18 protein-coding genes and 1 tRNA gene are annotated in these 21,526 nt (G+C 69.3%); 9 read left to right on the top strand and 10 right to left on the bottom strand.

Annotation, left to right across the window (positions count from 1 at the left end; genetic code table 11):
• Positions 1–66: 66 nt before the first annotated feature.
• Positions 67–705: an MBL fold metallo-hydrolase gene (locus QRN19_RS14240; protein ID WP_285027655.1), complete on the top strand. Its 639-nt coding sequence runs from the start codon at positions 67–69 to the stop codon at positions 703–705.
• A gap of 10 nt (positions 706–715) precedes the next feature.
• Here QRN19_RS14240 and QRN19_RS14235 read toward each other — a convergent pair whose 3' ends face one another.
• Complete coding sequence (locus QRN19_RS14235) at positions 716–1,810, bottom strand: fatty acid desaturase family protein (RefSeq protein WP_285027653.1); 1,095 nt, start codon at positions 1,808–1,810, stop codon at positions 716–718.
• Between the two features lie 373 nt (positions 1,811–2,183).
• Between QRN19_RS14235 and QRN19_RS14230 the strand changes: the two genes are divergently transcribed.
• Entirely contained in the window at positions 2,184–2,387 is a 204-nt protein-coding gene (locus tag QRN19_RS14230; protein ID WP_056006986.1) for a cold-shock protein, read from the top strand.
• Between the two features lie 172 nt (positions 2,388–2,559).
• On the opposite strand, the gene QRN19_RS14225 is transcribed toward QRN19_RS14230, so the two are convergent.
• Positions 2,560–3,261: an SOS response-associated peptidase gene (locus QRN19_RS14225; protein ID WP_285027649.1), complete on the bottom strand. Its 702-nt coding sequence runs from the start codon at positions 3,259–3,261 to the stop codon at positions 2,560–2,562.
• A 141-nt stretch (positions 3,262–3,402) separates the two neighbouring features.
• On the opposite strand from QRN19_RS14225, the gene imuA' reads away from it, so the two are divergent.
• The 6 genes from imuA' to QRN19_RS14195 all read left to right on the top strand — a co-directional run bounded on the left by imuA' (position 3,403) and on the right by QRN19_RS14195 (position 11,946).
• A complete protein-coding gene (imuA', locus tag QRN19_RS14220) occupies positions 3,403–4,140 on the top strand; it encodes a DnaE2-dependent mutagenesis accessory factor ImuA' (protein WP_285027648.1) in 738 nt (245 codons plus the stop codon).
• Positions 4,137–5,732 carry a DNA polymerase Y family protein gene (locus QRN19_RS14215; protein ID WP_285027647.1) on the top strand — a complete coding sequence of 532 codons (1,596 nt, stop codon included), beginning with the start codon at positions 4,137–4,139 and terminating at the stop codon, positions 5,730–5,732. The genes imuA' and QRN19_RS14215 overlap by 4 nt, the downstream gene beginning before the upstream one ends.
• A gap of 44 nt (positions 5,733–5,776) precedes the next feature.
• Positions 5,777–9,199, top strand: coding sequence for an error-prone DNA polymerase (locus tag QRN19_RS14210; RefSeq protein WP_285027645.1), 3,423 nt, complete (start codon positions 5,777–5,779; stop codon positions 9,197–9,199).
• Between the two features lie 154 nt (positions 9,200–9,353).
• Positions 9,354–9,830 (top strand): DapH/DapD/GlmU-related protein, encoded by a 477-nt coding sequence (locus QRN19_RS14205; RefSeq protein ID WP_285027643.1) that lies wholly within the window; start codon positions 9,354–9,356, stop codon positions 9,828–9,830.
• 101 nt (positions 9,831–9,931) lie between these two features.
• The gene (locus QRN19_RS14200; RefSeq protein WP_285027640.1) at positions 9,932–11,338 is read left to right on the top strand and encodes a tyrosine-protein kinase domain-containing protein; all 1,407 of its coding nucleotides are present in this window, start codon (positions 9,932–9,934) and stop codon (positions 11,336–11,338) included.
• On the top strand, positions 11,335–11,946 hold the full coding sequence (locus tag QRN19_RS14195) for an arsenate reductase/protein-tyrosine-phosphatase family protein (RefSeq protein ID WP_285027638.1): 612 nt from the start codon (positions 11,335–11,337) through the stop codon (positions 11,944–11,946). The genes QRN19_RS14200 and QRN19_RS14195 overlap by 4 nt, the downstream gene beginning before the upstream one ends.
• 109 nt (positions 11,947–12,055) lie before the next feature.
• Here the strand turns inward: QRN19_RS14195 and QRN19_RS14190 are convergent.
• From QRN19_RS14190 to QRN19_RS14175, 4 genes are all read right to left on the bottom strand, one after another.
• Positions 12,056–12,130, bottom strand: a tRNA-Gln gene (locus tag QRN19_RS14190).
• Positions 12,131–12,220: 90 nt separating this feature from the next.
• Entirely contained in the window at positions 12,221–13,141 is a 921-nt protein-coding gene (locus tag QRN19_RS14185; protein WP_285027637.1) for an NAD(P)/FAD-dependent oxidoreductase, read from the bottom strand.
• On the bottom strand, positions 13,138–14,658 hold the full coding sequence (gene gltX, locus QRN19_RS14180; RefSeq protein ID WP_285027636.1) for a glutamate--tRNA ligase: 1,521 nt from the start codon (positions 14,656–14,658) through the stop codon (positions 13,138–13,140). Before gltX ends, QRN19_RS14185 begins: the two co-directional genes overlap by 4 nt.
• Complete coding sequence (locus QRN19_RS14175) at positions 14,651–15,613, bottom strand: LysR family transcriptional regulator (RefSeq protein ID WP_285027635.1); 963 nt, start codon at positions 15,611–15,613, stop codon at positions 14,651–14,653. The genes gltX and QRN19_RS14175 overlap by 8 nt, the downstream gene beginning before the upstream one ends.
• Before the next feature lie 81 nt (positions 15,614–15,694).
• Here QRN19_RS14175 and QRN19_RS14170 point away from each other — a divergent pair, with 81 nt between their 5' ends.
• Entirely contained in the window at positions 15,695–16,768 is a 1,074-nt protein-coding gene (locus QRN19_RS14170) for an aminotransferase class V-fold PLP-dependent enzyme (protein ID WP_285027632.1), read from the top strand.
• 6 nt (positions 16,769–16,774) lie between these two features.
• Here QRN19_RS14170 and QRN19_RS14165 read toward each other — a convergent pair whose 3' ends face one another.
• The 4 genes from QRN19_RS14165 to QRN19_RS14150 all read right to left on the bottom strand — a co-directional run bounded on the left by QRN19_RS14165 (position 16,775) and on the right by QRN19_RS14150 (position 21,453).
• Positions 16,775–17,539 (bottom strand): fumarylacetoacetate hydrolase family protein, encoded by a 765-nt coding sequence (locus tag QRN19_RS14165; protein ID WP_285027630.1) that lies wholly within the window; start codon positions 17,537–17,539, stop codon positions 16,775–16,777.
• A gap of 78 nt (positions 17,540–17,617) precedes the next feature.
• A complete protein-coding gene (locus QRN19_RS14160; RefSeq protein WP_285027783.1) occupies positions 17,618–18,715 on the bottom strand; it encodes a branched-chain amino acid aminotransferase in 1,098 nt (365 codons plus the stop codon).
• 58 nt (positions 18,716–18,773) lie between these two features.
• Positions 18,774–19,829 carry a 3-isopropylmalate dehydrogenase gene (locus QRN19_RS14155; RefSeq protein ID WP_285027628.1) on the bottom strand — a complete coding sequence of 352 codons (1,056 nt, stop codon included), beginning with the start codon at positions 19,827–19,829 and terminating at the stop codon, positions 18,774–18,776.
• Positions 19,830–19,929: 100 nt separating this feature from the next.
• Positions 19,930–21,453, bottom strand: coding sequence for an MFS transporter (locus QRN19_RS14150; RefSeq protein ID WP_285027626.1), 1,524 nt, complete (start codon positions 21,451–21,453; stop codon positions 19,930–19,932).
• Between the last annotated feature and the right edge of the window lie 73 nt (positions 21,454–21,526).

The raw sequence follows: 21,526 nt of genomic DNA, 5'->3' as shown, positions 1-21,526 counted from the left end.
CCTGCAGCGGGCGGACACCCGGACGACCGGGTTGCCTCCGGCGCTCCCACGGTATTCACTCGTCCTATGAGACTCACGAAGTTCGAACATGCAGCATTCCTCCTCGAGACGGACGGCGCCAAGCTGATCGTCGACCCGGGCGCGTTCACGTCGCCGATCGCCGATGTGGAGCACACCGCGGCGGTCCTGATCACGCACCTGCACCCCGACCACTGGACCGCTGAGCACCTCGACCGTATCCTCGCCGCGAGCCCGGAGGCCATCCTCTACGGACCGGCCGGTGTCGCCGCCGCCGCGGACGGCTACGACATCACCGTCGTCGCCCCGGGCGACGTGGTCGAAGCCGGGCCGTTCACGCTCCGCTTCTTCGGCGGGACCCACGCGGTCATCCACTCGTCGATCCCGGTGATCGACAACGTGGGCGTCCTCATCAACGACCTCGTGTACTACCCCGGCGACTCCTTCGCCGTCCCAGAGGGCGTCGAGGTCGACGTCCTGGCCGCGCCGGCGGGTGCACCGTGGATGAAGATCTCCGAGGGCATGGACTTCGTCACCGCCGTCGCGCCGAAGCGCGCGTTCGGGACGCACGAGATGGTGCTCTCAGGGCCGGGACAGAGCATGTCGCACGACCGCCTGCAGTGGGCGACCGAACAGGGCGGCGGGACCTACTACCCGCTCGCCCCGCTCGACACGCTCGAGGTCTGAGACCGACCGACTACCGGCGGCGGAAGTTCGCCGCCGCCGGGCAGTCGAACGGGTCGCGGGCTGAGAGGCCGACCCGGTTGAGGTACTCGATGACGATGGCGTAGGACTGCAGGAGGGTCGTCTCGGTGTACGGCACTTGCTGGGTCTCGCAGTGCTCCCGCACGATGACGCGAGCACGGGCCAGAGCCGGGCGAGGCATGCTCGGGAACAGGTGGTGCTCGATCTGGTAGTTGAGACCGCCCATGAACGTGGCCATGCCGAAGCCGCGGACGTTGCGGGAGGTCAGCACCTGCTTGCGGAGGAAGTCGAGCTTCACGTCGGCGGGGATGATCGGCATGCCCTTGTGGTTCGGGGCGAAGGACGCACCCATGTAGACGCCGAAGACCGCGAGCTGGACGCCGAGGAACGCGAACGCCATGCCGACGGGCAGGAAGAGGAAGATCGCGGCCAGGTACAGACCGACGCGGGCGACGATCATGCTGATCTCGGCCGCACGGCCGTCGACCTTGCCCGGCCCGAAGAGGGTCTTGAAGGACAGCGCGTGGAGGTTGATGCCCTCGAGCATGAGGAGGGGGAAGAAGAGGTAGCCCTGCTTGCGGGTGATCAGCGCCTGCAGGCCCTTGGCCTTCGCCGCGTCCTCTTCGATGAAGGAGATCGTGTCGATCTCGATGTCCGGGTCCTTGGTGACCTGGTTCGGGTTCGCGTGGTGGCGCGTGTGCTTCGTCATCCACCAGGAGTAGCTGATGCCGACGATGCCCGCCGCGAGGAAGCGGCCGGCGCGGTCGTTCGCCCGGCCCGACTCGAAGACCTGACGGTGCGAGGCCTCGTGGGCGAGGAAGGCGAACTGCGTGAGGACGATTCCGAGCGCGCCGGCGATGAGCAGCTGGAACCAGGATTCACGGAGCAGGACGAACCCGGTGACGCAGCCGAGGAGCGCGATCACGAGGAACGAGAACGTGAGGATGTAGAACGTGCGGTGGCGGCGGAGGAGTCCCGCCTCGCGAACCGTCTTCAACAGCGACGAGTAGGAGCTGGTGACGTTCGCAGCGCCGGGCTTGCGGGGGCTCGTGGCACGAACCGGGCCGAGGATGGCTTCAGTTGACATGGGCACTCCGGAGGAATCGTGTCGACTTCCCAGCCGGGGCGGTGAGCGGACGCTCGGACGAGCATGAGCTCTACAGATGGCCTCAGCCTACGGTCGGTGGCTGGAGAATCACCCCGCATGGCGAGATCCGCTGGAGATACCCAGGCACCACGACGAATGTGGGAAAAAGACGCAGAATTGGCCAATCCGTTACGTGTTCGGCTGCCGTTTCGAGCCGAGATGGGCTAACGTGGATCGAAGTTGTTGTGTTGCGCAGGTATTTCAAGCCGCGTTTCCACCGATGGATACGCTGCTTTTCTGAGGAGCGAGCAAAGAACACCGCGACGAACGGGCCCGAAAGTCGGGAACGGTCACTCATGAAAGAGGAAATACATTGTCAACTGGAACTGTGAAGTGGTTCAACGCCGAAAAGGGCTTCGGATTCATCACTCCTGACGACGGCAGCGCCGACGTCTTCGCACACTTCTCCGCCATCGCGACGAGCGGCTACCGCTCGCTCGAGGAGAACCAGAAGGTCGAGTTCGAGACCAACCAGGGCCCCAAGGGCCTGCAGGCCGAGAACATCCGCCCCCTCTGATTCTCTGATCAGTCGGAGCTGACGATCCGAGCGGCCGGTCATTCCAGCCCTCGCGTCTGAGACACCGAGAACCGCCCCTGACGTTCGCGTCAGGGGCGGTTCTGTGTGTCCGGGGTGGGTTTCGTGTCTCCGGGGCGGTTCCGGTCCGTGCCTCCGACCGACTCTCCTGCGGCTACTCCTGGACAGGGAGGATGAGCTCAGGTCCATCGCCCTGCAACGGCGCCACCCGGTGGAAGACGAGCTGCTCCGCGACGTCGGTCGCTGCGGACACCATCTCGTCGACCTCGTCCTGATCGGCCTCGTGGTGTGGATCGAGCCAGGCGTCCCAGCATTCCGGAGGCAGCGTCACGGGCGTCCGAGGGTGCAGGTCCTGCAAGGCACCGACCGCCGGCCGCGTGAGGATGGTCGCGCTCAGCACCCAACGCCGCGGGTCGTCGTCCGCGAGCGAGCGGTCGCGCCACCACGAGTACAGGGCCGCGAAGACGATCGGTTCACCACCCGCGGTCTGCACGTAGTACGGGGTCTTCGTCGCGCCCTCGGTGTGCCACTCGTAGTACCCGGCGGCAGGCACCAACGCGCGCTTCTGTTTGACCGATGGCGCGAACGTGGGCTTGGTGGTGACCTCCTCCGCGCGAGCGTTGAACGTCGGGTACTGACTCTTCAGCTCGGTGGCGAACGACGGCACGAGTGACCACCGCGCCGATTCGAGCCGGCGGACCACCGGGCCCGTCTTCACCGAGTCGAGGATGATCGGGATCTGCTCGGTCGGGCGCACGTTGTACGAGGGCCCGGGCAGCTCGGCAGCCGCGTGGTCGATGTCGAAGAGCTCGATGAGTTCCTCGGTGGATTCGGTCACGACGAAACGTCCGCACATGGGCCCAGCGTACCGGGCGCCGCTGACACCGCGGACCGCGTGTCGGTGGGATGCGCGACCATGGTCGAGTCATCCATCAGTCGTCGCCGAGGCCGCATCGAGCCGGTTGACTTGTTCGAAGATATGTTCGAATATTGAGCCATGGCCCTCCGCGCACTCGTCGACTCCCCCGTCAGGGCGGACACCGCGACCGAGCTGCACGAACTCCAGGGGCGCATCAAGCGGATGCAGGGCACGCGCCTCGACACCCGATCCCTGCCGACCGCCCCTGAGCTCTCCCGACTCCTGCCCGGCGGCGCCCTCCAGGCCGGAGGCAGCTACTCCGTGCTCGGCTCCACGGCGCTCGCCATGTCGCTCATGGCCGGGCCGTCCGCAGCCGGGACCTGGTGCGCCGTCATCGGTCTCCCGTCGTTCGGTGTCGAAGCGGCGGCCTCCATGGGCATCGACCTCGAACGACTCGTCCTCGTCCCCCAACCCGGTCCGGACTGGCTCACGGTCACCGCCGCCATGGCCGACGTCGCCGGCGTGCTCATCACCGCGCCTCCCGGACGGATCGCCCCGAGCGACGCCGCCAGACTCGCGGCTCGCCTCCGGCAGCGCGAGGCCGCACTGATCGTCCTCGGTCCCTGGCCGCAGAGCGATGCGACGTTGCGCGTGACCGAGAGCTCCTGGAGCGGCCTCGGAGCGGGGCACGGACATCTCCTGCATCGGCGGCTCACCGTCAGCTCGATGCTCGGCCAGGGGGCTACGGGCCGACCCAGGACCGCGCACCTGACGCTGCCTCTGGGATCGACCGAGGATCGCACCACGCAGCTCGCCGGCTCCGGCCTCATCGACGACGACACGGTCGTCCGGCTCCCCATGGTCGTGAACCGATGACGACCGAACCGCTTGCGGGACCAGTCGAGCGCACCATGGTCCTGTGGTGCCCCGACTGGCCGATCGTGGCGGCACGACTCTCCGGGACACTGCCCGAGGACACGGCCGACGCTCCGCTGGCCCTGGTCGAGCATGGTGAGGTCCTGGCCTGCGATGCCACCGCACGTGGAGCGGGAGTGCGGCGAGGACTCCGTGTCCGCGAGGCCGAGGCCCGCTGTCCGGAACTGGCGACCGCCGACTACGACCCGGTCGTCGACACCCGCGCCTTCGAGCCGATCCTCCTCGGCATCGAGGAACTCATGCCGGGCGTCCAACCGTTCCGGGCCGGGCTCTGCGCCATCCGATCCCGAGGACCGAGCAGATACTACGGCGGCGAGTCGGCTGCGGCGGAGGTGCTCCTGGCCCGTCTCGACGAGCTCGGCGTCCCCGATGCACGGATCGGCATCGCCGACGGCCCCTTCGCCGCGGAGCAGGCTGCGAGGTCCACCGCGTTGCAGCAGAACGGTTCCCGGATCCTCGTCATCCCCTCCGGAGCCTCTCCCGCCTTCCTGGCCCCGCTCCCCCTATCCACCCTCGGGCGCCCCGAACTCAGCTCACTGTTGCACCGGCTCGGGATCAGCACCCTGGGAGCGTTCGGCGCGCTGCCCGCGACCGAGGTCCGCGACCGCTTCGGCCCCGACGGCGCCCGAGCGCACCGCCTGGCAGCCGGCGCGGACGCCCGCAGCGTCGTCCCCCGCGTGCCACCCACCGAGCTGGCCGTGTCGATCGCCTTCGAGCCCCCGCTCGACCGCATCGACCAGCTGGCCTTCGGGTTCCGGCAGTCTGCGGAACGGTTCATCACGGGCTTGACCGAGGCCGGCCTCGTGACCACCGCGATCACGATCAGCATGCGGAGCGAGCGCGGGGAGCGCTCCACCCGCACCTGGCTCCACCCACGTTGGTTCACCGCCGGCGACGTCCTCGATCGCGTGCGCTGGCAGTTGCAGGGCGCGTCGAACATCGATCACGGTCTCGCTTCGCCCGTCGAACTCGTCGAGGTCGTCCCGGAGACCCTCGACGACGCTGCGGAACACGAGGAAGGTCTCTGGGGCAGCGGACCGGACGAACGCATCCACAGCGGACTCGCCCGCGTCCAGAGCATGCTCGGTCACGACGGCGTCGTGACCGCGGTGCGGTCCGGCGGACGCCTCCTCCTCGACCGCCGCATCCTCGTCCCCTGGGGCAGTGTCCCGCCGGGTGGCGAGGCGGCCGTGGCCGAACGCCGGAACCGGCCGTGGCCCGGGACCATCCCAGGGGCGGCTCCATCGACCGTCTTCGACACCGTCGTGCCGGTCGAGGTCGTCGACGCGATGGGCCTGGCTGTGGCGGTCGACGAGCGCAGCTCCGTGAGTGCAGCACCCGCTCGCTTCTTCGCCCTCTCGGGCTGGCACGTCATCGACGGATGGGCCGGCCCCTGGAGCATCGACGAACGCTGGTGGGACGACGACGGCCACCATCGCGTCCACCGTCTCCAGGTCCTCGACGACTCGGGCGACGCCTGGCTGCTCCTCTTGGAGGAACAGCACTGGAGGGCCGAGGCCCGCTACGACTGAACCGCATCACGTCCGCACCGCACCGCATGACGAAGGAGCCCAGCATGGGATGGAACAACCCCCCGGTCTCATGGTCGGAGTTCGAGCGCCGCCTGTCCGACGCGAGCCGACCGGCCACCCTGCCGTTGGGCGCCGACGGCGGGGACAGCCCGGCCTGGTCGCGGAAGCGTCAACCGTACGTCCCCGAACCACCCGAGCAGCGCCCGTCGACGACGCAGGTCCCCTACGCGGAACTCCACGCGCACTCGAGTTTCAGCTTCCTCGACGGCGCGAGCCCGCCGGAGCGCCTCGTCGAGGAGGCTGCGGCACTCGGCCTACACGCGCTCGCGCTCACCGACCACGACGGTTTCTACGGCGTCGTCCGGATGGCCGAGGCGGCGGAACGGTTCCCCGACCTCCGGACGGTCTACGGTGCCGAACTGTCCATCGGTCTGGACCGACCGCAGAACGGCGTCCCCGACCCCGTCGGGCATCATCTGCTACTGCTCGCCCGCCGGGCAGAGGGGTATCACCGCCTGGCCGGCGCGATCACGGACGCACAACTCGCCGACGGAGCCGAGAAGGGCCACCCGATCTACGACCTCGAGCGGCTCGCCGCCTCCGTCGCCGGCCACGTGACCGTGCTCACCGGGTGCCGCAAGGGGTTCGTCCGCACCGCGCTCCGTGAGCACGGTCTGGAGGCCGCCGCCGCCGCGGTCGACCGACTCGTCGCCCTGTTCGGTCCGGAGCACGTCGTCGTCGAGTTGAGCGACCACGGCCACCCGGAGGACTCGGCGGAGAACGATGCACTCGCCGAGATCGCGGCGTTGCTCGACCTCACCGTCGTCGCGACCGGCAACGTCCATTACGCCACGCCCGAGCAGCATCGACTCCAGACCGCGCTGGCGGCCGTCCGAGCACGACGCAGCCTCGACGAGCTCGACGGATGGCTTCCCGCGGCCGGAACCGCGCACCTGCGGAGCGGAGCCGAGATGGCGGACCGGTTCGCCAGATACCCCGGAGCGGTGGCACGGAGCGTCGAGCTGGCCGACGAACTCGCCTTCAGCCTGCGGGCGGTCCGCCCGAAGCTCCCGCGACAGCGCGTCCCGGAGGGCCATACGCCCATGAGCTGGCTTCGGCACCTCGTACTCGAAGCCGTCCCCGTCAAATACCCCGACGCCACTCCCGAACACCACCGACGCATCGAACGGGAACTCGAGGTCATCGAGCAGAAGGACTTCCCCGGGTACTTCCTGATCGTGCACGACATCGTCAGCTTCGCCCGCGGCCGGGGCATCCTCTGCCAGGGGCGGGGTTCCGCCGCGAACTCGGCCGTCTGCTACCTGCTCGGAATCACCGCCGTCGACTCGATCTTCTACGAGCTGCCGTTCGAACGGTTCCTCTCCAGCATGCGGGAGGAGGAGCCCGACATCGACGTCGACTTCGACTCCGACCGGCGCGAGGAGGCCATCCAGTACGTCTACGAGACCTACGGACGCCGCAACGCCGCCCAGGTCGCGAACATCATCAGCTATCGACCGAAGTTCGCCGTCCGCGACACCGCCAAGGCGCTCGGGTACAGCCCCGGTCAGCAGGACGCCTGGTCGAAACAGGTCGAGCGTTGGGGCGGGGTCATGTCGAGCACCGACCACGACATCCCCGAGCGCGTCGTCGGCCTCGCGCAGCAGATGCTCACCCTGCCCCGGCACCTGGGCATCCACTCGGGTGGCATGGTGCTGACCGATCGGCCGGTCGGCGAGGTCTGCCCGATCGAGCACGGGCGCATGGACGGTCGCACGGTCCTCCAGTGGGACAAGGACGACTGTGCCTGGATGGGTCTCGTCAAGTTCGACCTCCTGGGTCTCGGCATGCTCTCGGCCATCCAGTACTGCTTCGACCTCGTGGCCGAGCACACCGGAGAGCGCTGGACCCTCGAGACCATCCCGAAGGACGAAGCAGGGGTCTACGACCAGCTCTGCCGGGCCGACACCATCGGGGTCTTCCAGGTGGAGAGCCGCGCGCAGATGGGCATGCTGCCGCGCTTGCTCCCCCGCCGGTTCTACGATCTCGTCATCGAGGTCGCCATGATCCGCCCGGGGCCCATCCAGGGCGGCGCGGTGCACCCCTACCTGCGCCGGAAGACCGGCCAGGAACCCATCACCTACCTCCACCCGAGCCTCGAACCGGTCCTCGAACGCACGCTCGGCGTGCCGTTGTTCCAGGAGCAGCTCATGCAGATGGCGATGGCCGTCGGTGGGTGCTCGGCCGAGGATGCGGACCTCCTGCGTCGGGCGATGGGATCGAAGCGCGGCGAGGAGAAGATCGAGAGCCTCAAGGACACGCTGTACCTCGGCATGGCCGGTAACGGCATCGTCGGTGCGGACGCCGATGCCGTGTACGCCAAGATCCAGGCCTTCGCCAACTTCGGCTTCGCCGAGAGCCACTCCCTGAGCTTCGCCCTCCTCGTCTACGTGAGCGCCTGGCTGCGCCTGCACTACCCGGGGGCCTTCCTCGCGGCCCTGCTCAGGGCGCAGCCCATGGGGTTCTACTCGCCGATGACGCTCGTCGCCGACGCCCGCCGACACGGCGTCTCCGTCCTTCGTCCCGATCTGCATCGCTCCGGTGCGCAGGCCGGCCTCGAAGCGCTCGACCCGGAGGCCACCCCCGGCGCCCCGGTCGCTCCCGGCGGGCGCACGCGCTGCCTCGAACACGAGCAGGGGCCGACCGGGCTCTTCGATCCGCTCCTTCCCGACGATTCGGCAGGACACCGGCGCGACGGCGCACTCGCCGTCCGGCTGGGACTCTCCTCCGTCCAGGGGATCGGTGAGGAGCTCGCGAAGCGGATCGTCGCCGAACGGGAGTCCGGCGGGCTGTTCACCAGCCAGGCCGACCTGGCCAGGCGGATCGGCCTGAGCTCCTCGCAGTTGGAGTCGCTGTCGGCGGCAGGCGCCTTCGACGGATTCGGCCTCACGCGTCGTGAGGCGATGTGGGGCGCAGCGCAGGCCAGTCGGCATCGTCCCGACCAGCTCGAGGGGACGTTCACGACCGTGCAGCCGCCGTTGCTCCCGGTTCCGACGGCCGCCGAACAACTCATCTCCGACATCTGGTCGACCGGGATGTCGACCGACGACCACCCCATCCGCCACGTCCGTGCCGAACTCACGCGTCGAGGTGCGCTGCGGTCCGACGAACTCCTGACGGCGCAGACGGACCGTCGCGTGGAGGTCGGGGGTGTCGTGACGCACCGGCAACGGCCGGCGACAGCGAGCGGCATCACCTTCATGAACCTCGAGGACGAAGCGGGACTCGTCAACGTGATCTGCAGCGTCGGGGTCTGGAACCGGTATCGCCGCGTTGCCAGGCAGGCCCCGGCGATGGTGGTCCGCGGCATGCTGGAGCGATCTCCGGAAGGCATCGTCAATCTGGTGGCGGATCGGTTGGAAGCGCTCCGGATCGGAGCGAACACCCGTTCGCGCGACTTCCAGTGACCGGCCACGACCAAACCACGGCGGGCTCCTCCTCCGAACACCCTCTACAGCACAGCACGAGTCTCATGGGATTCCCAGGCAAGCCCCGGGAAGGAATGACCGGGAGCCACCCGGCGTTGTCCCCAGTGTTGAGTAGACCAGAAGGGGGTCACCCATGGCGAGAGTGTACGAAGAGATCGAAGGCCGGACCGGCGAGGTGGAACGGTACCGTCACCACCCGAACGGCAAGGGCATGGTCGCAGCTCGTGCACTGATCGATCCGTCGGCGTTCATCGAACGCACCACTTTTGTAGAGGCTGACGCGGACATCCGTGCCAACGCCTGGATCGGTGCCGGAACCTGGATCGACCGGTCTGCAGTGATCGGCGAAGGCGCCTTCATCGGCGCGAACGTCCACATCGGCGAGCGCTGTGTCATCGGACGCGGAGCGCGGGTCGGAAGCGACGCCCGACTCGGCGCCGACGTCCAGGTCGCCCACGGCGCGAGCGTCGATCGTGACGCCCGGGTCGCCGACCGCGCGCTGGTCGGTGGCGAGCGCCCGGTCATGACCGAACCGACGGTTCGCCAGACGAACCGCGCCCCGCGGCGTCCCCGTGCGAACGGCACCGACCGGTTCGGGAAGGCCGCCTGACCAGCTGCCCCATCATCGACGAAGGGCCCGGACTCGAGCGTCCGGGCCCTTCGTCGTCTCAGCCGGACGTGTCGCGCATGTCAGACGACTAACATATCAGGATGGACCTGAAGGACTACCTGCGCATCCTCCGCGATCGCTGGCTACTCATCGTCGCGATCACCGCGGGGGCTGCCGCGCTCGCCCACGGGTACACCCTCATCACCCAGCCCGTATACCGGTCGACGGGCCAGCTGTTCGTCGCGGTCACCGGCGGCGACTCCGTCGGGGACCTCAACCAGGGCAACGCCTTCGCCCAGAGCCGCGTCGCCTCGTACGTGATCCTCGCCACCGGTTCGACCGTGCGGTCCACGGTGGCGGAGCGCCTCGATCTCGACCCCGCGTCACTCATCGGCACGATCTCGGCATCCAATCCCGCACAGTCGGTCCTGATCGACATCTCCGCCGTCGACAGCGATCCGGTTGCGGCGGCCCGCATCGCGAACACCGCGGCCCAGGTGCTCGTCGACCTCGTCGACGACGTCGAGAGCGCCAACGAGGTGGACTCCGCGGGTGCGCCGGGTGCTCCGGCCCCGGTCGGCCTGACGATCGTGGAACAGGCGTCTCCACCACGTTCCCCCGTCGCGCCGAACGTGCTGCAGAACCTCGCGGTGGGTGTCCTCACCGGCCTCGCGCTGGGCGTCGGGATCACGCTGCTCATCGAGGTCCTCGACACCCGACTCCGTGGTCGCACGGCGATCGAGAAGCTCACGGACACGAGCATCCTCGGCGCCTTCCACACGGAACCCGTCGACGCGGCCCAACTCATCGTCGGATCGACGGAGAGCTACAGTCGTCGCGCCGAGAGCTTCCGGCAGCTTCGGACACACCTCCAGTTCGCCTCCATCGACGGCGGACTCCGCAGCGTCATGGTCACGTCCTCGGTTCCGGGCGAGGGGAAGAGCACCACCTCGGCGAACCTCGCGCTCGTCCTCGCCGAGGCGGGGAACTCCGTCCTCCTGGTCGATGCCGATCTGCGCCGACCCCGCCAGCACGAGATGTTCGGTCTCGAAGATGCGGTCGGGCTCACCACCGTGCTCACCGGCAGGATCAGCCTCGGCGATGCCGCGCAAGCGGTCAACGGGGCGGGGCGTCTCGCCGTCCTCACCTCCGGCGAGCTGCCGCCGAATCCGAGCGAACTCCTCGGATCAGCGGCGATGGAGCGCGCGCTCTCCGAGATGGAACGGGCCTACGACGTGGTGGTCATCGACACGCCCCCGCTCATCAACGTCTCGGATCCGACAGCGCTGTCCACCCTCGCGAGCGGAGTCCTGCTCGTGGCGTCGGCCGACGGACGCCTGCACCGCGACCAGCTCCGGCAGTCCCTCGAGAACCTCAGCTTCGTCCAGGCGAAGCTCCTCGGGGTCGTCCTCAACCGCGTCGAGGTCGCTCGAGGAGAGCAGTCGTCGTCCTACGCGTACTACCACCGGGCCGCCTCGACGCGTCGACCACGGCGGACCACTGCATGAACACCCCGCACGATCCGCCTCCGACCCGGATCCTGATCGTCTGCACCGGCAACGTCTGTCGATCCCCGTATGCCGAGTTCCTCCTCGGTGCTGGACTGGCGGAGGTCGATGCGTCCGGCTTCGAGGTTCGGAGTGCCGGGACGGGGGCGCTGCGCGGACACCCGATCGACGCCTGGAGCACGATGTTGCTCGGTCCGCTCGCTGCGACAGCCGCCGGGTTCACCGCGACGCAGCTCACCGCCGGCCTCGTCGCTCGTCAGGACGTCGTCCTGACCATGACACGGGAGCACCGCAGCGCCGTCCTCAGATCGTGCCCGGAGGCGCTGCGTCGGACCTTCTCCCTGCGCGAGTTCGCCCGACTCCTCGACACCGTCGACCCGGAACGACTCCCCCGCTCGCGAGCAGCGCGCTGGATGGGTCTCGCCCCAGAACTGGCGGCCAACCGCACGAGCGCACAACTCCCCGATCCGGCCCAGGACGACGTCGTCGACCCGTTCGGTCAGGGCCCGGAAGTTTTCCGTCGGATGGCGTCGCAGATCGCTCCGGCCGTCGAGCGGATCGTCGCGTTCGAGCGCAGGGCCGTCGAGGAGGCTTGGGAGCAGCGGTGAGGGAGGTCCGTCGTTCGATCACATCTGCTGGGCCATGGAGCGGCACAGCACACCGGAAACGATGAAGGCCCACGAGGTGATCGCGGGCCTTCGTCGTGATGTTGCCGTCTGGCTGGGGTACCTGGACTCGAACCAAGAACAACTGAACCAGAATCAGTCGTGTTGCCAATTACACCATACCCCACTGTCAGAACCGAAGCCCCGACCGAAGAACAACACTAGCCTACGGAGGCGGCCGTCTCAAATCGGAGCGTCCCGGGCGCGTCGCGCACGCTCAGCCGGGGACGCCCGCGAGGTCCCGGTTGAGTGCTCTGGACACCCGAGCGCCGTTCCCTGCCGCGACGATGAGCTGCTGCGGACCGGGAGGCGTGATGTCCCCGGCGGCGTACACGCCCGGCACGGACGTGCGTCCCCAGGCGTCGACGACGACGTACCCGCCCGCGTCACGGTCGAGGGCGAGCTGTTCCAGGTATCCGAGGGGCACGGCCCATTCCGGCCGCACGAAGCCCCCAGAGCGCGGGATGAGCGCACCGTCGGCGAGGCGGACACCGGTGAAGCCGTCGCGGCCGCCGTCGAGTTCCGCGATCACACCCCGCTCGACCCGGATGCCCGCGGAGGCGAGCGCGGCCTCCTCCGTGCCGGTCACGGTGTCGGTCCCGTTCGTGAAGACGATGAGGTCCGACGACCACTGCGCGATGAGGATCGCCCATTCCGCCAGGTCTGGCGTCTCGCCGATGAGCGCGAGCGGCGCGTCGGCCTTCTCGTACCCGTCGCACTCGACGCAGCTGTGCAGGTCCGTCCCGTAGAAGGCTCGCAGGTTCGCGACCTTCGGCAACGTCTCCGTGAGACCACTGGCGACGACGACCGTCCGGGTCACGACGTCGCGGTCAGGCTCGCCGCGGACCCCCTGAGCGACGACGTGGAAGCCGTCAGTAGTCGCTTCGATGGACTGCACGGACGCGAACTGGACCTCCGCGTTCGCGTAGGCCGACACCTCTTCGCGCCCCATCCGACGGAGATCCAGCGGAGCGATGCCGTCGCGGGTGAGAAAGCCGTGCGAGCGCAGCGTCGCAGCGTGCCGTGGGCGATTGCCGTCGAGCACGAGGACGCGCCGCCGCGCGCGCGCCAGGTTCAGCGCGGCCGAGAGTCCCGCGGGTCCCCCGCCGACCACGACGACGTCGTACGAGTCGCTCATGACGCGAGGTGCACGGAGAGCCGATCGAGTCGCGTGACCGATTCCGTCTTCCCGAGGATCTCGAGCGACTCGAACAGCGGCGGGGAGATCCGACGACCGGACGCGGCGAGGCGCAGCGGGCCGTAGGCGATACGGGGCTTCAGACCGAGGCCTTCGATGAGCGCACCGGCGAGCGCGTCCTGGATCGATCCGGCCGTCCACTCCGACTCGGGGACGAGCTCGAGTGCGCCGATGGACGCTGCGAGCACCTCTCCGGCGTTCGCCGGAAGACCCTTGAGCGCGTCCTCCTGGTACTCGAGCTCCGAGGCGCCACGGAACAGGAAGCCGAGGAGCGCGGGGACCTCGCCGAGCAGCGCGATGCGCTCCTGGACGAGCGGGGCGGCCTGCTCGAGCACGGCCTGCTGCGCCTCGGTGACGGGCTCGCTCACCACGCCGGCCTCGACGAGGTACGGCGTGATGCGGCTGAGGAAGTCGGCCGGCTCCAGCAGTCGGATGTGGTCGCCGTTGATGGACTCCGCCTTCTTGAGATCGAAGCGCGCCGGGTTCGGGTTGACGTCGACGACGTCGAACGCGGCGATCATCTCGTCGATCGAGAAGACGTCGCGGTCGCCGCTCAGCGACCATCCGAGCAGCGCGAGGTAGTTGATGAGCCCCTCCGGCACGAAGCCGCGGTCGCGGTGGTGGAAGAGGTTCGCCTCAGGGTCGCGCTTGGAGAGCTTCTTGTTGCCCTCGCCCATGACGTACGGCAGGTGACCGAACCGTGGGACGAAGGTCGTGAGGCCGATGTCGATGAGCGCGTGGTACAGCGCGATCTGCCGCGGCGTCGACGGCAGCAGGTCCTCGCCGCGGAGGACGTGAGTGATCTGCATGATGGCGTCGTCGACGGGATTCACGAGCGTGTAGAGCGGCTTGCCGTTCGGGCGCACGAGGACGAAGTCCGTGAACGACCCGGCCGGGAAGGTGATCTCACCGCGCACGAGGTCGTCGAAGCTGAGGTCGTCGTCCGGGACCCGCAGACGGAGCGCCGGCTCGCGGCCCTCGGCTCGGAACGCGGCGCGCTGTTCGTCGGTGAGGTCGCGATCGAAGTTGTCGTACCCGAACTGCTTCGGCCGGCCGGCCGCCTCGTTGCGCGCGTCGATCTCGTCGGCGTTCGAGAAGCTCTCGTAGAGGTGCCCGGCAGCCGTCAGCCGCGCGATCACGTCGGCGTAGATGTCGCTCCGCTCGGACTGCCGGTACGGCGCGTGGGGTCCGCCGACGCCGACGCCCTCGTCCCAGTCGAGCCGCAGCCACGAGAGCGCGTCGACGAGCTGCTCGTAGCTCTCCTCGCTGTCGCGAGCGGCATCGGTGTCCTCGATCCGGAAGACGAGCTTGCCCCCCGTGTGCCGGGCGTACGCCCAGTTGAACAGCGCCGTGCGGACGAGACCGACGTGCGGTGTGCCGGTCGGCGACGGGCAGAACCGGACGCGGACGTCGGTGCCGGAAGCCGTGGAGAAGGGGTGCGTAATCGTGTCAGACATCGCCTGTCATCTTAGTCGCGCCGCCCACGGACGCGGCGATCCGCAGGAGTGCAGCGACGGCCGGGATGCGGTCCGCATGCTCGGCGCTCACGAGGTGGAGCGCCCGGTCGTCCTCGTTCCGCGTCGGCAGCACGACCACCTCGGTCGGCAGCTGCGCGGCCGCGAGCGCGAGCGTGGGCAGCAGGGCGACGCCGAGCCCGGCTGCCACCAGGGCCGTGACTGCGATCGCGTTGTCGGTCTCGTGCGCGATGACGGGCTCGAAGCCGCTCGAACGGCAAAGGCCGAGGAGATGACCTCGGCAGCGTGGACACCCGGCGATCCAACGCTCACCGGCGAGGGCCGCGAGGTCGACCTGCCGGTCACCGGCTCGAGCGTGGCCGACCGGGAGCACGAGACGCATCGGGTCGGTTCCGAAGCGGCGCACACGGAGTCCGGCCGCGCTCTCCCGATGCGGGTCTTCCGGATCGTCCGGATAGCTGAAGGTGATCGCGACGTCGGCTTCACCGGCACGGACCGCGGCGACGGCCTCCGGCGGTTCGGCCTCGACGAAGGAGACCCCGATCCCCGGATGCTCGTCGGCCAGACGAGCGAGCAGCTGCGGCACGAGCATCGACGACGCTGAAGGGAAGGCGACGAGGCGCACCCGCCCACTCCGCAACCCCGCCAGTGCCGCGACCTCCTCGGAGGCCGCGCGGACCGCTCGGTCCACCGCCACCGCGTGTCCGGCGAGGATCGCACCGGCCTCGGTGAGGCGGACGCCGCGACCGACGCGCTCGACGACCGGCATGCCGAGCCGACGCTCGAGCCGGCGGAGATGCTGGCTCACCGCCGGCTGACTCGAGCCGAGCGCGTGCGCGGCGGCCGTGATGGACCCGGTCGAGGCGATCGCGCCGACCACGAGGAGGGAACCGGCGTCGAGGGCCGATGACGAGGGCTGCGGTGAAAGGGTGGACACCCTCGAAGCATAATCTCTCGTTATGGTTCTCATCGAGAGCCGGTCCTTGTCGCATGGATACCCGGCGAAGAGACTGGATGCATGAGCACTCTCAGCCTCCAGGAAGCCAGCGGATCCTTCCCATCCGCACCCGGCTACCTGGCCGCCTGCACGCTGGGACTGCCGACGATCGGCACGACGGACGCCATCATGGCCGACCTCTCCGCGTGGCAGGCGGCTCGCACCGATGCAGCCGCCTACGGCGCCGTCGTCGAGCGGGTGCGCGGCTCCTTCGCCGAGCTGGTCCACGTGCCGGTCCGCTCGGTCGCGATCGGATCCCAGACCTCCGCCATGGTCGCCATGGTCGCGGCATCGGTGCCGGACGGCGCCGAGGTCCTGTGCGTCGAGGGCGACTTCAGCTCACTCGTCGCCCCATTCCTCATGCAGGCGCACCGCGGCGTCCGTGTCCGCCACGTGCCGCTCACCGAACTCGCCGCCCACATCGACGCGTCGACCTGGCTCGTCGCCTACTCCGCGGTGCAGTCCGCGACCGGCGCGGTCGCCGACATGGTCGCGATCCGCGAGGCGGCGGCCGTCCACGGAGCGCTGACGCTCAACGACCTCACCCAGGCGGCCGGCTGGCTCCCCGTCGACGCGTCAGCCGACGACATCACCGTGTGCCACGCCTACAAGTGGCTCTGTGCGCCACGAGGCGTGGCGTTCATGACGGTGCGTGACGAGGTGATGGACCGCCTCCGGCCGAACCAGGCCGGTTGGTATTCGGGCGGCGACGTCTGGTCGTCCTGTTACGGCCCGTCCTTGCATCTCGCCGAGAGCGCACGACGGTTCGACGTCTCCCCCGCCTGGCAGGCCTGGGTCGGTGCCGAGCCCGCCATCGCCCTCTTCGCGGCGGTCGACGCCGAAGCCGTGTACGAGCACGACACCCGGCTCGCAGCTGCGCTCCGGGTAGGGATCGGCGAGAGCCGGTCGCTTCTGACCGGGACGGCCTCGGCCATCGTGACGTGGACGGATCCCGATGGACACGACCTTCGGGCACTGCAGTCGGCCGGGATCACGGCATCGGGTCGCGCAGGCCGGGCGAGGGTCGCGTTCCACCTCTGGAACACCGACGACGACGTCGCAGCTGCGCTGACCGCTCTCGGCCGGCGCAGCTGACGCGGGTCAGGGTCGGCGGCCGGTGTTCCGGAGGACGCCGATGCCCGAGACCTCGACCTCGACGACCTGGCCGTCGGTGAAGGGTCCGACGCCGGCCGGCGTCCCGGTCAGGATGACGTCGCCCGGAAGGAGCGTCCATACAGCGGACGCGTACTCGACGATCGCGCCGATGGAGTGCACCATGTCGGAGAGCGGGGCGTGCTGGCGGACCTCACCGTCGACGCGGGTCTCGATCGTGGCACCGTCGAAGGAGAACTCCGTCTCGATGTAGGGGCCGAGCGGGCAGAACGTGTCGAAGCCCTTCGCGCGGGCCCACTGGCCGTCGGATTCCTGGAGGTCGCGCGCCGTGACGTCGTTCGCGATCGTGTAGCCGAAGATGACCTCGTCGGCACGCTCCGCGCTGACGTTCTTGGCGACGCCACCGATCACGATGGCGAGTTCGCCCTCGAAGTCGATGCGCTCGGACTGCTTCGGGAAGACGACGGCGTCTCCCGGCCCGACCACGGAGGTGTTGGGCTTCAGGAAGAGCAGCGGCTCGGCGGGGGCCTCCCCGCCCATCTCGGCGGCGTGGTCGCGGTAGTTCTTGCCGACGGCGACGACCTTGGAACGAGGGATGACCGGCGCGAGCAGGACCGCATCCGCGAGCGGGACGCGCTCCCCCGTCGGCTCGAAGCCCGAGTAGAGCGGATCGCCGTCGAGGACGACGAGATCCGCGTCGTCGATGATGCCGTAGCGGATGGCCTGATCGTGACTGAAGCGAGCGATTTTCACCAGGCAAGCCTATCCCGAGGTGCCCCGGCGACACGGAAGCCCCGCACGAGGTGCGGGGCTTCCCAGGCTGCTCGGAGGCTACTCGGCGTCGAGACGCGTCATCCACCCGTGGCGGTCGGGCAGGCGACCGTACTGGATGTCGGTCAGTTCCTGACGCAGCGACATCGTGAGTTCGCCCGCCGGGGCGTCGGCGTCGCCCACGGTGAAGTCCTTGGCCTTCAGCTGCGCGATCGGCGTGACGACCGCGGCCGTCCCACAGGCGAACACCTCGACGATGTCGCCGCTCTCGACACCCTCGCGCCACTCGTCGATCGTGACCCGGCGGCGCTCCACCCGGTGTCCGCGGTCCTCCGCGAGCTGCAGGATGCTGTCGCGGGTGATGCCCTCGAGGATCGAGTCCGACTCCGGCGTGACGAGCGTGCCGTCGCGCTTGACGAGGACGACGTTCATCCCGCCGAGCTCTTCGATGTACGTCGCCTCCTGTGCGTCGAGGAAGAGCACCTGAGCGCAGCCGTGCTCGTACGCCTCGGACTGCGGAAGCAGTGAGGACGCGTAGTTGCCGCCGGTCTTCGCCGCCCCGGTGCCGCCCTTGCCCGCACGGCTGTAGTCGGTGGACAGCCAGATGGACACGGGGGTGACGCCGCCGGTGAAGTACGCGCCGGCCGGGCTGGCGATGACGTAGTAGTTGACCTTCTTCGCTGGGCGGACACCGAGGAAGGCCTCCTTGGCGAACATGAACGGCCGCAGGTACAGGCTGGTCTCCGGCGCGGACGGCACCCAGGAACCGTCGACGGCGATGAGCTGCTTGATCGACTCGACGAAGTACTCGACGGGGAGCTCCGGCAGCGCGAGCCGCTTGGCCGAGCGCTGCAGGCGGCGACCGTTGGCGTCGGGCCGGAACGACCAGATGGAGCCGTCGGCGTGACGGTACGCCTTCAGTCCTTCGAAGATCTCCTGGGCGTAGTGGAGGACGGCGGCGGCCGGGTCGAGCGAGATCGGACCGTACGCCTGGACCCGTGGGCGGTGCCATCCACCGCGCTCGGACCAGCAGATGTCGACCATGTGGTCGGTGAAGCGCTGTCCGAAGCCCGGATCGGCGAGGATCGCCTCGCGCTCGGCGGCGGGGACGGGCTGCTGGTTGGGGGTCACGGTGAAGGCGAGTTCGCGCTGCGCCATGGGGAGGTTGATCGTCATGATGGTGTCTTCCGTCGTGATCTGCGTGTCTGGTGGGCGTCTACCGGTTCGCCGCGAGGGCCGCGATCGCATCGCCGACCTCGGTCGTCGTGCGTGCTGCGCCGGTGCGGGCGGCGATGTCGGCGGTGACGGCAGTGGCGACTCGCGCCGCCTCCGTCTCGAGGCCGAGATGCGACAGCATCAGGGAGACGGAGAGGATGGCGGCGGTCGGGTCGGCCAGCTGCTTCCCGGCGATGTCGGGCGCCGATCCGTGGACGGGCTCGAACATGCTCGGGTACGTGCCGTCCGGGTTGATGTTTCCCGAGGCCGCGAGTCCGATGCCGCCGCTGATCGCGCCGGCCAGATCGGTGAGGATGTCGCCGAAGAGGTTGTCCGTGACGATGACGTCAAATCTAGCAGGATCCGTGACGAGGAAGATGGTTGCCGCGTCGACGTGTAGGTAGTCGACCACGACGTCGGGGAACTCCGCGGACACCGCGTCGACGACGCGCTTCCAGAGCGACCCGGCGAAGACGAGGACGTTGGTCTTGTGGACGAGGGTCAGCTTCCCCCGACGCGCGGCCGCAGCGGCGAACGCGTAGCGCACCACCCGTTCCACCCCGTAGGCGGTGTTGACCGACACCTCGTTCGCGATCTCGTGCGGCGTGCCCTGGCGGATCGCTCCGCCGTTGCCGACGTAGGGCCCCTCTGTGCCCTCACGGACCACGACGAAGTCCACGTCGCCGGGCTCGCTCAGCGGGCTCGGGACGCCCGGATACACCACGGTGGGGCGCAGGTTGACGTAGTGGTCGAGGCTGAACCGGAGCTTGAGGAGCAGCCCACGCTCGATGTTCGCGTTCGCGAGCCGCGGGTCGCCGGGCACGCCGCCGACCGCTCCGAGGAGGATGGCGTCGTGCGAGGCGATCGCCGCGAGGTCCGCATCGGTCAGCACGTCGCCCGTCTCGAGGAACCGTGCGGCGCCGAGCGAGAAGGGCGTCTGCTCGAACCGGACGTCGCCACCCTGCACCGCCGCCTCGAGGACCTTGAGCGCTTCGCCGACGACCTCGGGACCGATCCCGTCGCCGGGGATGACTGCGAGCTTGACGGTGCGGGACATGCGACTCCTGAGGATGCGACGACGGTGTGCGCCCAGCTTAACGCCTCCGACCTCGGGTGGATCGTGCCACCCGTCTCCGGGTGGCACGATCGCCCGAGGCCTACCGGACCCGGCGCAGACCGATCGCCGCGACGAGCATGGCGGCCCCGATGAGGCCGACGCCGATCCACGCTGCGACACCGACACCGCTGTCGAAGGCGTGCCGCGCGGAGTCCATGAGCGCGCCCGCGAGGTCACCGGGCAGCTGCTCGGCGACGTTCGCCGCACCACCCAAGGTCTCCCCCGCCGCCTGCTGCTGGGCGGCTGTCAGTCCGTCCGGGAGGACGACCGAGGAACGGTAGGACGCGGTGAGCACGGTGCCGAGCGTCGCCGTGCCGAGCACCGCGCCCAGCTCGTAGGCGGTCTCGGAGACACCGGACGCAGCCCCGGCCTTCTCCGGCGGCGCACTCGCGATCACGAGCTCGTTCGACACCGTCTCGGCGGAGCCGATGCCGAGCCCGAGCGCGACGAACGCGAGGCCGATCCCGAGGGCCGACACGTCTCCCCCGGTGATCGCGATGGAGGCGTATCCGACCGCTGAGACGACGAGTGCGATCGGGACCACGATGCCCGGACGGACCCGCTTGGAGATGGGCACGATCACGAGGCCGGCGATGATCATCACGATGAGGCCGGGGAGCAGGACGAGCCCGGCGTCGAGCGGCTGCAGGCCCAGCACCAGCTGCAGGTGCTGCGACACGAAGAACAGCCCACCGACGAGCGCCGTGACGCTCAGCAGGTTGATGACCACGGCGCCGCTGAACGAGGCCCGCCGGAACAGGCTCAGGTCGAGCAGCGGGTGCTCGAGGCGGAGCTGACGGCGGATGAACAGGACGCCGCTGACCACGCCGACGACCATCGAGACGACCGTGAGCACGTCGAAGCCGGCTTCCGCCAGGTGCTTGATGCTGAACACGAGCGGCGTCATCGTCAGGAGGATGAGCAGGATGCTCGGGACGTCGATGCGTCCGGGGTTCGGGTCCTTCGACTCGGGGATGAGGAAGGGCGCGAGGACGACGAGCGGCAGGAGGACCGGGACGGCGAGCAGGAACACGGCACCCCAGGCGAAGTGCTCGAGGATGATCCCACCGACGATCGGTCCGAGCGCGCTGCCGGCGGCGAACCCGCTGGCCCAGACGGCGATGGCGAACCGTCGCTGGTCGCGGTCGAGGAAGATGTTCCGCAGTAGCGAGAGCGTCGACGGCATGAGCATCGCTCCGAAGAACCCGAGCGCCGCCCGAGCCGCGATCAGGAGCTCGGCGCTGGGCGCGAACGCCGCTGCGACGGAGACGACACCGAATCCGATGGAGCCGATGAGCAGGAGGCGACGACGACCGATGCGGTCGCCGAGGCTGCCCATCGACACGAGCAGGCCGGCGAGGACCAGCGGGTAGACGTCGACGATCCAGAGCAGCTGCGTCCCGGTCGGGGTGAGCGCGCTCGAGATCGCGGGCAGCGCGAAGTTGAGGACCGTGTTGTCGACCGACACCAGCAGGACGGGGAGCATGAGGACGGCGAGCGCGAACCAGGCTCGCCGACCGGCACGGGGAGCGGCGACGGCGTTGGGTTCGGTGGCGGTGGACACGGTGACCTCTTTCACAGCGTGGAGAACGGCGCCGGTCGGGCGCCGCCCGCTCGACTATACCGTCCAGCCGGTA

The organism is Plantibacter sp. ME-Dv--P-122b (assembly GCF_030209375.1).
GTDB lineage: Bacteria > Actinomycetota > Actinomycetes > Actinomycetales > Microbacteriaceae > Plantibacter.
This window is presented reverse-complemented; position numbering and strand designations above follow the sequence as displayed.

What these genes read in the sequence shown, in the direction of transcription:
- QRN19_RS14240 (WP_285027655.1), top strand. Translation starts at nt 67, where the DNA reads ATGAGACTCACGAAGTTCGAACATGCAGCATTCCTCCTCGAGACGGAC.
- QRN19_RS14235 (WP_285027653.1), bottom strand. Translation starts at nt 1,810, where the DNA reads ATGTCAACTGAAGCCATCCTCGGCCCGGTTCGTGCCACGAGCCCCCGC.
- QRN19_RS14225 (WP_285027649.1), bottom strand. Translation starts at nt 3,261, where the DNA reads ATGTGCGGACGTTTCGTCGTGACCGAATCCACCGAGGAACTCATCGAG.
- imuA' (WP_285027648.1), top strand. Translation starts at nt 3,403, where the DNA reads ATGGCCCTCCGCGCACTCGTCGACTCCCCCGTCAGGGCGGACACCGCG.
- QRN19_RS14215 (WP_285027647.1), top strand. Translation starts at nt 4,137, where the DNA reads ATGACGACCGAACCGCTTGCGGGACCAGTCGAGCGCACCATGGTCCTG.
- QRN19_RS14210 (WP_285027645.1), top strand. Translation starts at nt 5,777, where the DNA reads ATGGGATGGAACAACCCCCCGGTCTCATGGTCGGAGTTCGAGCGCCGC.
- QRN19_RS14205 (WP_285027643.1), top strand. Translation starts at nt 9,354, where the DNA reads ATGGCGAGAGTGTACGAAGAGATCGAAGGCCGGACCGGCGAGGTGGAA.
- QRN19_RS14200 (WP_285027640.1), top strand. Translation starts at nt 9,932, where the DNA reads ATGGACCTGAAGGACTACCTGCGCATCCTCCGCGATCGCTGGCTACTC.
- QRN19_RS14195 (WP_285027638.1), top strand. Translation starts at nt 11,335, where the DNA reads ATGAACACCCCGCACGATCCGCCTCCGACCCGGATCCTGATCGTCTGC.
- QRN19_RS14185 (WP_285027637.1), bottom strand. Translation starts at nt 13,141, where the DNA reads ATGAGCGACTCGTACGACGTCGTCGTGGTCGGCGGGGGACCCGCGGGA.
- gltX (WP_285027636.1), bottom strand. Translation starts at nt 14,658, where the DNA reads ATGTCTGACACGATTACGCACCCCTTCTCCACGGCTTCCGGCACCGAC.
- QRN19_RS14170 (WP_285027632.1), top strand. Translation starts at nt 15,695, where the DNA reads ATGAGCACTCTCAGCCTCCAGGAAGCCAGCGGATCCTTCCCATCCGCA.
- QRN19_RS14160 (WP_285027783.1), bottom strand. Translation starts at nt 18,715, where the DNA reads ATGGCGCAGCGCGAACTCGCCTTCACCGTGACCCCCAACCAGCAGCCC.
- QRN19_RS14155 (WP_285027628.1), bottom strand. Translation starts at nt 19,829, where the DNA reads ATGTCCCGCACCGTCAAGCTCGCAGTCATCCCCGGCGACGGGATCGGT.